This window comes from Corynebacterium phoceense (genome assembly GCF_900092335.1).
Lineage (GTDB): Bacteria > Actinomycetota > Actinomycetes > Mycobacteriales > Mycobacteriaceae > Corynebacterium > Corynebacterium phoceense.
On the sequence record NZ_LT596207.1, the window covers coordinates 833,013 to 842,209 of the forward strand.

9 protein-coding genes are annotated in these 9,197 nt (G+C 64.9%); 3 read left to right on the forward strand and 6 right to left on the reverse strand.

Annotation, left to right across the window (positions count from 1 at the left end; genetic code table 11):
• Positions 1-189: 189 nt before the first annotated feature.
• The 5 genes from BN9444_RS04005 to BN9444_RS04025 form a co-directional block, all read right to left on the reverse strand.
• The gene (locus BN9444_RS04005) at positions 190-1,026 is read right to left on the reverse strand and encodes a hypothetical protein (protein WP_068801446.1); all 837 of its coding nucleotides are present in this window, start codon (positions 1,024-1,026) and stop codon (positions 190-192) included.
• Positions 978-2,300: an ISL3 family transposase gene (locus BN9444_RS04010; protein ID WP_066509688.1), complete on the reverse strand. Its 1,323-nt coding sequence runs from the start codon at positions 2,298-2,300 to the stop codon at positions 978-980. Before BN9444_RS04010 ends, BN9444_RS04005 begins: the two co-directional genes overlap by 49 nt.
• Before the next feature lie 99 nt (positions 2,301-2,399).
• Entirely contained in the window at positions 2,400-3,119 is a 720-nt protein-coding gene (locus BN9444_RS04015) for a hypothetical protein (protein WP_068801447.1), read from the reverse strand.
• A 9-nt stretch (positions 3,120-3,128) separates the two neighbouring features.
• Positions 3,129-3,728, reverse strand: a complete 600-nt coding sequence (locus BN9444_RS04020) for a response regulator (RefSeq protein WP_066492603.1) — start codon at positions 3,726-3,728, stop codon at positions 3,129-3,131.
• Positions 3,725-4,879: a sensor histidine kinase gene (locus BN9444_RS04025; protein ID WP_231725158.1), complete on the reverse strand. Its 1,155-nt coding sequence runs from the start codon at positions 4,877-4,879 to the stop codon at positions 3,725-3,727. Before BN9444_RS04025 ends, BN9444_RS04020 begins: the two co-directional genes overlap by 4 nt.
• Positions 4,880-4,990: 111 nt before the next feature.
• Between BN9444_RS04025 and BN9444_RS04030 the strand changes: the two genes are divergently transcribed.
• The 3 genes from BN9444_RS04030 (at position 4,991) to BN9444_RS04040 (ending at position 7,762) form a co-directional block, all read left to right on the forward strand.
• Entirely contained in the window at positions 4,991-5,941 is a 951-nt protein-coding gene (locus tag BN9444_RS04030) for an ABC transporter permease (protein ID WP_066511278.1), read from the forward strand.
• Position 5,942: 1 nt separating this feature from the next.
• Complete coding sequence (locus BN9444_RS04035; RefSeq protein ID WP_066511266.1) at positions 5,943-6,617, forward strand: ABC transporter ATP-binding protein; 675 nt, start codon at positions 5,943-5,945, stop codon at positions 6,615-6,617.
• Between the two features lie 395 nt (positions 6,618-7,012).
• Positions 7,013-7,762: a YwaF family protein gene (locus BN9444_RS04040; RefSeq protein WP_230384240.1), complete on the forward strand. Its 750-nt coding sequence runs from the start codon at positions 7,013-7,015 to the stop codon at positions 7,760-7,762.
• On the opposite strand, the gene BN9444_RS04045 is transcribed toward BN9444_RS04040, so the two are convergent.
• A partial coding sequence (locus BN9444_RS04045; protein WP_068801448.1) for a bifunctional ADP-dependent NAD(P)H-hydrate dehydratase/NAD(P)H-hydrate epimerase occupies positions 7,743-9,197 on the reverse strand: 1,455 nt, incomplete at its 5' end. The genes BN9444_RS04040 and BN9444_RS04045 overlap by 20 nt on opposite strands.

Sequence of the window (9,197 nt, forward strand, 5' to 3'; positions counted from 1 at the left end):
CGGTGGTTTCAGGCGCGGGCCCTGAAGTGTTTTCTGGGGAGTCCGCGCTGAGGAAGTAGGAGGCCACGAGGCCGGTTACGGCGACCACGGCGCGGACCAGGATGATGAGGACGCGGGGTTGAGCGAGCTGGAGCGGTGCCGAGGGGGAAAAGATGGAGAAGGAGAGGCCGGGGGAGACCTTTCGGGGAGCTAAAAGGGGCGAGTTTGATCGTCGTCGAAGTCGTCGGGCAAGCCGTAGTTCTCTTCGTCGAGAGTGAAGAAATCGTGCAGCGTATCCATGTCGAGGTCGTGATGAGTGGGCTCGGTGAGAGGGGTAGGGCGCGTGTCGAGCAGGTGCGTGATGCCGGCTTCCTCGTTGAGCAGGCCCTTGTATTCGATGATGCCGCGCAGGTTGTGCAGCTGCCAGCCCACCATGCCGCGGCCGGCCTCGGTGAGCCGGAGCGGATCGTCCGGGGCGAGGATGCCGAGCATCTGATAGAGACGAATGGTGCGGTGCACGTTATCGGGGCCCTCGGGGCCGACCTTGGTGGGCACGCCGCTCAGCGGCAGCGGCTCGCCGCGGATGAGCAGGCAGAACAGGAGAGCGGTGCTCACTAAGTCACTGTCGTCATCGCAGAAGGGGAGCATGGTGAAGTAGTCCTCGCCCACCAGACCCGGGTCGCTCAACAGCCGGTTGGTCTTCTCCGCGAGGTTCATGCGTGAGGAGGTCTCCTCGATGTAGTCCATGAACACGAGGAAGTCGTGGAGAATTCCAATGGGCGGCACGGAGGATTCGCGGGAGGCGGTAGCCGCGCCGGGCCAGAAGGCCGCAACGTCGAGCTCTTCGATCAACCGCTTGACCAGCGCGGGACGGAACGCGCCGGTGGAGGTGAGGCGCAGCTCCGAGGTGAGCGTGCGCAGGATGCCGGTAAGGCGGGTACCGAGGGTGCGCGCGGCGGCATCGGAAAGCTGGGGCAGAGGAAAGGGCTCTTCCGGTTTTAGAGTGCATTGATTTTGTGTCGGATGTTGGCGGCGTGAATCAGGCACCGCAATATGTAGTGGTCGAGGTTGCGGAATCCCAGGGCGATGCCGCGTAGGAATTCCAACCGACCGTTAATCGCTTCGACAGGTCCGTTGGATACTCCGTGGTCGAAGTAGGCGAGGATGTCCTTGCGGCGTTTGTTCATGGTCCTGCCTAGCTGCGCGATCTCAGCGATCCCGGCGTCTTTGATGTCAACAAGCGTGTCAATGAGCGTGCTCATGGCTTTCTTGGCTGCTTGCTTGTTGGGATTGTTGTAGCAGCTTATGACTTGTTGGTAGTAGGTCCAGGTCTCTTGTAGCGGCGCGTAGTCGTCGTCGAAGTCAAACAGTTCCTCAAGCCTCCCGCGCTGCTTGTCGGTGAGCAAGCCCTCGGTGGTCAACAGAGTTTTCCGGTTGCGGTAGAGCGGGTCTTTGCTGCGGCCACGTCGGCCTGTTGTTTCTAACTGGAGCCTGGCGCGGCACTTGGTGAGCTTGTCACCGGCCAGGCGTACAACGTGGAACGGGTCCATGACTTGGGTGGCGTTGGGAATGACTTCGCCAGCGGCGGTGGCATAGCCTTGGAAGCCGTCCATGCTGATGATCTTGACCTGATCGCGGAACTGCTCGCTGTGATTATTCAGCCATGTTCGTAACGCGTCAGCGCTTCTGCCTGGGACAACGTCAAGAAGCCGAGCGGGGCGGATGACGTTTCCATCCTTGTCGTGGTGGTCGGTCATATCAACGATGACGGTGACGTATCCGTCGCGCCATGTGCGTCGGTTGTGCGACCAGCGATGCTCATCAACACCGATGACCTTGACCCCGTCGAGGTAGTGCTCGTCGTTGTAGATCAAGTCCTGGACAGCGGCTAAGGCCAAGGCGTTGGTGGTATCCCACCCCAGGCCTAATGACTTGGCTGCAGCGGCAACGCTCATCCGATCTAGGCAGAGTCGTTGCAGTATCCAGCGGGTCACCCTGTCCGTGGTCTTTGAATTGTCGGGCGCGCAGGTAAGGCCCGCGCGGAAGATCTTCTGCAAGCAGCGCTTGTTGGTGCACCGGTAGCGTGGAAGGCGCACATGAAGGCGTGTTGGGTGGCCGACGATGGGCAGATCGACCAGGCTGCGGATGACGTGGTCGCGGAATACTCCAGGCTGACCGCACGTGGGGCATTCATTGATGGGCTCGACGGGCTCGGCTTCGATGACGGTGACATCGCCGTGTTCTGCGGCCCCGGTGATAGTAACTCCTAGTTCTGCGGTGCGGCAGATGGTATCGACGATGACATTTCCGTTAGGCTGCACAGTAGGTCCTTGGTTTGTACGGATGGATTAGACACCCTTATTCCTACAAAGCCAAGGACCCCAATATCTTGTGCCACGCCCGAACCCCCGGCGAACTAATCAATGCACTCTAAAACCGGAAGAGCCAGGAAAGTCGAGCTGGAGCTCGGGGAAGGAGTCGAGGAGAAACTCGCGCAGGCCGATGGGATCCTCGAGCCGCGCGGGCATGCGCGGGGTAAAGGGAGTGTCAAAGTCGAAGCCCTCGGGCATGACGTCTTCAACCGAGCTGAGCTCCCGGAGACGATCCGCGATGGTGGGGTGGAAGCACTCCGTGAGCCGCTGGCGCAGCTGGTCGAGCGAGTAATTGGGGAAGATGGACTGGATGGCTTCCCACTGCGTCTGCGGGATGGGAATGCCCGCGAGCAGCTGGCGGACGTCCTCGAGCATGGAGCGCATGCGGTTGCCGTCGCCCACGGCGGTGACAAGATCCGGGCCCGTGGCGTCGATGAGCGCGGGCGTGGCTTGCTGCAGGCGGGTCTCCGAGAGGAACATGAGGTGGATATCCCAATCGCCGACGGAGGGGTGGTAGTCCACGCCAGTGCTGCGGTTCATGAGCGTGTGGAACGCGGGCTCATCGAGGACGTCGAGGATCTCAATGAGACGTTCGCCCACGTGGACATGCCCCGGAGGGGAAGGCTCTAGGCCCAGCGCGGCATGCGCGATGAGCGCGAGCTCGCCCACCGTCACGTCTGGGTCCACGCCCACGAGGCGGGAGACTTCAAGGTACTGCGAATCGAGCGAGATGAGCACGCACTGCGCGGGGTACAGGTCCTGATCCATAATGCGAGCCTAAAGCAGGCGGCGCTGCCTCGCCACCGTTACGGCGGCCGTGCGATTATCCACCCCCAACTTGTCATAAATGTGGATGAGGTGCGTCTTAATCGTCGCCTCGGAGACGAAGAATTGCTGCGCGAGCTCGCGGTTGCTCGCGCCCGTGGTCAGGCCTTCCAGAATCTCCCGCTCCCTTCGGCTCAGGGCCTCGCGCGGCTTTCCGATGCGCGCCGCCAGCAGCCCCGCCACCTCCGGCGCGAGCGTGCGTTGGCCCTTGGCTGTCGCCACGATGGCGTCGTGCAGCTTGTCCTCCGGTGCGTCCTTGAGCAGGTAGCCTAGGGCCCCGGCCTCCACGGCGGCGATGACGTCGCCCTCCGTGTCATACGTGGTGAGGATGAGGACGGGGACGTCTCCCGCGACCTTCTTGGTGAGCTCGATGCCGTCCGCGTTGGGCATTTGGATATCGCAGACGACGACGTCGACGGCGTTGGCGTCGACGTCCGCGGTGCCGTCCGTGCCCTCCGCGACGACCTCGAGGTCCTCGAAGGAATCCACGATGGCGCGCAGGCCCGCGCGGACCACCGGGTGGTCATCGATGAGCATGACGCGGATGGTCATTGGTTCTCCTTGAGCGGTAGTCGTACGGTGAGGGCGGTCCCGGTGCCTGGGCCAGGGCTAATTTCTAGGCGGCCGCCTAGTTCGGCGACGCGGGCGCGCAGTCCTGGTAACCCAAATCCCTTGTTGTTCGTCGTGGCGAAGCCACGACCGTCATCGACGACGTCGAGCGTCGCCGCATCTTCGAAGACTCCGAGGGTGACCACCGCGCGCCGGGCGTGGGCGTGCTTGGCGACGTTGCTCAGCCCCTCCCGGGCGGCGCGCTCGAGACAGGCGCTCACCTTGTCCGGCAGCTCTCTGGTGGTGTCACCGGTTTCGACGAGCTCGAAGTGGGTGTCTTCCTCGAGCGTGCGCGCCCGCTCGTTCTGTGCCTCGACGAGGGCCTCGAGCGCCGTGGTGAGTTGCGGCGGCGCAGCCAAGTCCTGCACCAGCTTCCGCGTCTCCTGGAGCGAGTCCTGGGCGACCGTCGCGATGGTTTTGAGGTGCCCCGAAGGATCCGCCGCGTTCTTCCCGGCGCGGGCCATGAGCACGATGGAGCCCAGACCTTGGGCCACCGTGTCGTGGATTTCACGCGAAAGCCGGGCGCGTTCTGCGAGCCGTCCGGCGAGGTTTTCGCTGCGTGCGAGCTCCTCCTGGGTCGCTCGCAGCTCCTCCGCGAGCGCGCGGTAGCGCAGCGCCTCGTCGCGCAGCGCCACGTACGCGTAGTAAAACGCGATGGCGAAGACGGTGCCGATGGCCGGACCCACCGCCGCCGCGATGGTCCACTGGTCTGGGTAGCGCCACGCCGGGATGAGCGCCGCGCCGGCCCAGAGACAGACTGTGGAGACGATCCCCGGCGCGCGTGGCAGTTCGTGGAGGAACAAGAAGAGCAGCGGAAACTCGAGCCACATGAAGTCCCGGGCGTGGACCATGAGCCCAATCCACAGGATCGTGATGAGCGCGAGCCACCAGTATGCGGCGCGCCGGGTGGGTGGGCGCTTGACGGTGCCCCATACGTAGACGAGTCCCAGCGCGATGGCGAGGCCGCAGACCCGCGCATCCAGGTCACCGTCCCCGGCAGCGCGCACGACGCCGAAGGCGAGCAGCAGCGCGAACATGGTGTGCAGCCCCACGCGCAAGCTGCCCAGCACTGTGCTCAAGTTGATAGATCTCACGTCCCTCAACGCTAGCGTGCCCGCGGCGGACGCGGAATCAACCGACCGGTTGATTCCGAAATCAACGCCGCTCCCGATGTATCCGTTGCCGCTGCGCAGGAGGATAAAAGTATGTTCCTTGCACTTCGTGAATTATGCGCCGCCCGTGGCCGCGTGACGCTGATGGGTGGCACCGTGGCCCTCATTACGCTGCTGCTCATCATGCTCACCGGCTTAACCGGCGGCCTGTCCAAAGAAAATACCTCCGCCCTCGACTCCCTCGACCCGGCTCACCTCGTGTTCTCCACCGAGGAACCCTCCTTCATGGAGTCCACGTACTCCGGCCCACTGCCCGCCCTCGGCGTGGCGCAGACCAAGCTCGACTCCACCGGTGTCGCCGTTTTTGGTCTGCCTGCGGACTTCTCCTCGCCTGTCGGTTCGATCCCCTCCGACGGCCTTCTGGTCCCTGAATCCCTCGGCCTTGCCGCGGGCGATACCGTGACGCTCGGCGGCGTGGCCACCACTGTTGCCGGCGTCGTGGACGAGCTCGACTACTCCCACCAGCCCGTGGTTTGGGCGCCCACCGAATTGTGGCAGGCTGCCGCCCACACGGATGCTGACGGCACCGTCGGGCTGTCCACCGACGGCGCCGAGGGCGTGTCCATCCGCGACGCTTACTCCGGCCTGCCGTCCTACTCCTCGGAGAACGGCTCGCTGCTCACCATGCAAGGCTTCCTCTACGCCATCTCCGCCCTGGTCACCATCGCCTTTTTGAGCGTGTGGACCATCCAGCGCACGCGCGACCTCGCCGTCCTCCGCGCCCTCGGCGCCAGCTCCCGTTACGTACTCCGCGACTCCCTCGGCCAAGCCGCGATGTTGCTTGCTGGCGGCGTCCTCGTGGGCGGCCTGCTCGGCATCGGCCTCGGCACCCTGGCCGCCGGCGCGTTGCCTTTCGACCTGGGCTGGCGCACCCTCGCTGTCCCTCCCGCCGGCGTCTGGCTGCTCGGCATCGCCGGCGCCTTCATCGCGACCCGCCGTGTCGCCCACACCGATCCACTCATCGCACTAGGAGGAAAGGCCTAACATGCTTTCGCTTAACGATGTCTCCGTCATCTTCCCCGACGGCGACCACACCCTTACCGCCCTCGATTCCGCCTCGCTCACCGTAAACCCCGGTCAGCTCGCCGCGATTACCGGCGAGTCGGGCTCCGGCAAGTCCACGCTGCTCAACGTCGCCGCCGGGCTTATCGCCCCGACCTCCGGCTCTATCCAGGTCGCCGGGCACGAACTCGCTGGTCTCGACGACGAGACCCGCGCTCGCGTCCGCCGCGAGAACATTGGCATGGTCTTCCAACAGCCCAATCTCCTGGGCTCGCTCACCGCGCGCGAGCAGCTCCTCATCGTCGACCATCTCCGCGGCGTGCGCCCCCGCAAGGACCGCGCGGACGAGCTCCTCTCCTTCGTCGGCCTCGCTGACCTGGGCCACCGCCGCATGGAGCGTCTTTCCGGCGGCCAGCGTCAGCGCGTCAACATCGCGCGTGCGCTCATGGCGGATCCGGCCGTCCTGCTCTGCGATGAGCCGACCTCCGCGCTGGATTCGAAACTCACGGAGGACATCGTGGAGTTGCTCCGCCGCGCCACCGCCGAGTGGGACACCGCGACCGTGGTCGTCACCCACGACCTTTCCGTCGCGGCCGCGGCCGACGCACACTGGGAGGTTCGCGACGGCCACGTAGGACTGCTTTCTCGGGCAGCGTAGGTCCTGCATTTTTAGCCGACGAAGCACAAGATTTGGGGCCACAATGACGGCTTAATCGGCTAGAAAATCCTTCCGGTTGCCGGCCTACGCGGGTGCAGTTACGGTGAAAGCACATCTCGGGGGAAATGGGGAACCAATGCGTGAACCGTTGAAGGGGACGAGTCGCCAACTGTCAGCCATGGCGCAACGCGGCGAGGCGGTGAAGATCATGAACGGCCTTTATCGGCCATCGCTCAGGGAACAGCAGACTACGTGGTCCCGCCGTGGAGGTGGCACACGTACTTTCGTGACCGCGGCCAAAGCATTTGTGGCCGAGAAACATGCCGTGAAATCCCACAAGCTAAGGCTTCGTTGGCTAGAAATTTCTCGCTCGTTCGGTACCCTCATATCCCGTTATGTCTCGACCCCGCTTTCGCCGTCTCACAACTCGCCTCGTCGAGGGGCTTATCGATCGCCCCACCGCGACCACGTATGAGCGCATGCCACAGTTCGGCCGCGCGCACTGGGCCATGCTGGGCACGACGGCCGCCACGTGTACTGGGTTCATCAGCGGTGCGCGCCGACTTCGAGGGACACGCCATGAGAAGAGAGCCAGGCAGGCGTGGGGCTGGACGCACCTGGCCCTCGGCGCGGCGTGGACGGTGGCGTCCCTTGACCCCAAGCAATTCGATATTCGCGAGTCCTTGCCGCTCCATTTGTGCGACGTCCTGCGTCCCGTGCTCGCACTAGGACTTATTACAGGAAACGATAAAGCGCTCGCGCTCACGTACTACTGGGGCCTCCTGCTCAATCCGCAGGCTATCCTCACACCCGACGTCATCTACTACTACGAACCGCGGGCCCTGCGCTTTGCGACGTATTGGTTCTTCCATATCACGGCGCTTGCCACGCCGCTCGCGCTGAGTTTCGGACTGGGCTATCGCCCCACGTGGCGCGATTACCGCTTCGCTGTTGCCGTCACGCCTGCGTGGATGGCCACGGCTATGACCACGAACGCGCTGACCCGTGGCAACTATGGATTCCTCAACCACGCGCCGGGCAGTCCGTCCGTCATCAATCTGCTAGGGCCCTGGCCCGGCTACATCGGTGCGGAAATCGTGGGCGTCGCCGCGGCGTGGGCCGCACTCACCGCCGCGTGGCGGTAAGACGTGCGATGGCGGTGGGGATGGACCGCGCGATTTCCGATGCCGTCGTCGGCGCCAATCCTTCCGGTGTCGCCGCCGCAATGGCTGCGGCGTGAGCATGGATGGCGACTGCCTCGCCGAGGGCATCGATCACTGCGAGTGCGCGGTCCTCGGGACGCATGTGTTCGAGATTGGCGTGCGCGAGCCAGGCGCCGATGATGCCCGCGAGCACGTCGCCGCTGCCCGGGGTCGCCGCGTAGGAATTACCTGCGTCGACGGCGAGCAGCATGCGCGGGTAGCCCGCGAGGATGGTCTTGCGTCCCTTGAGCAACACAAAGCAACTGAGTTCCTCGGCAAGTTGCTGCGCCAGGACGGCGCGGCCGCGCGAGGGCTCGTAGGAGCCGAAGACGGCGGAGTAGATGCGTTCGAACTCACCGGCATGCGGCGTAAGCACGACGAGCGGGTGATTGCGCACGGCCTTCCGCACGGCCTTATTGTCGGCCAGGACGGTGAGCGCGTCCGCGTCGAGGACCGTGGGCTGGCCCTTCATGAGCACCTGGAGGATCTCCGCCGCGCATTTTAGGCCACGGCCAGGGCCCACAACCCAAGCTTGAGCGCGGCCCGCGGAGGCGACATCCTCGTGGTAGACAACCTCGGGGTGGGCGTGGACGACGTCGCGGCGGCCGATGATGCGCACCATGGATGGCGTGGCCCGCAGTGCACCGCTTGCGCAGAGGATTCCCGCACCCGCATAGGACTTGGAGCCGGCGCACAGGGCGACGACCCCGCCGGAGTACTTGTCATCCGCTGGCCCCGGAGTCGGGTCGTGGATGTCGTGGAAGGACGCGGCAGGCCGCAAGCGCAGCGTGCCTTCTTCTGTATCAATGTGGCCCGCCGCGGTATCGGTGGGGGCGTTTTCTAGGGCCTCGTTCCACGTGAAACGCGGTGGCAGGGACTGCTCGGCGGCGAGTATGCCTGATGCGATGCGCGTGGTGAGTTCCCAACTGCGGTGGAGGAGCTCCTCGCTGAAGCTATACGGGGCGCCGCGCGGCGTGAGATCGGCAATGACGATCTCGCCGCACTCGGGCGCGAGCGCATGAGCGGGGCGAAGACCACCGAAGGTAATGGTGGCATCGGCATGCACGCACGGGCTTGCCGCGACACCGGTCTCGGCGTTGATGCCGCTGGGAACGTCGACAGACAGGATGTGCTTGGCCTGGCGGAAGAGGTCATCGTGCGCGGCGCTGATGGTGCGGCCGGCGCCCAATCCTGCGACGGCGTCGATGATGAGTGCGTACGAGGCGACCGACTCAAAGTCCGGCTCCTCCCGCACGGAGCCGCCTGCCAGCTTGAAGGCCTCGAGCGCCGGGGCGTGCGCGGCATTGGCTGCGAGCACCGCGTCGACGGAATACCCAGCGCCCAGCAGGAACGCGCCCGCGTACAGGCCGTCCCCGCC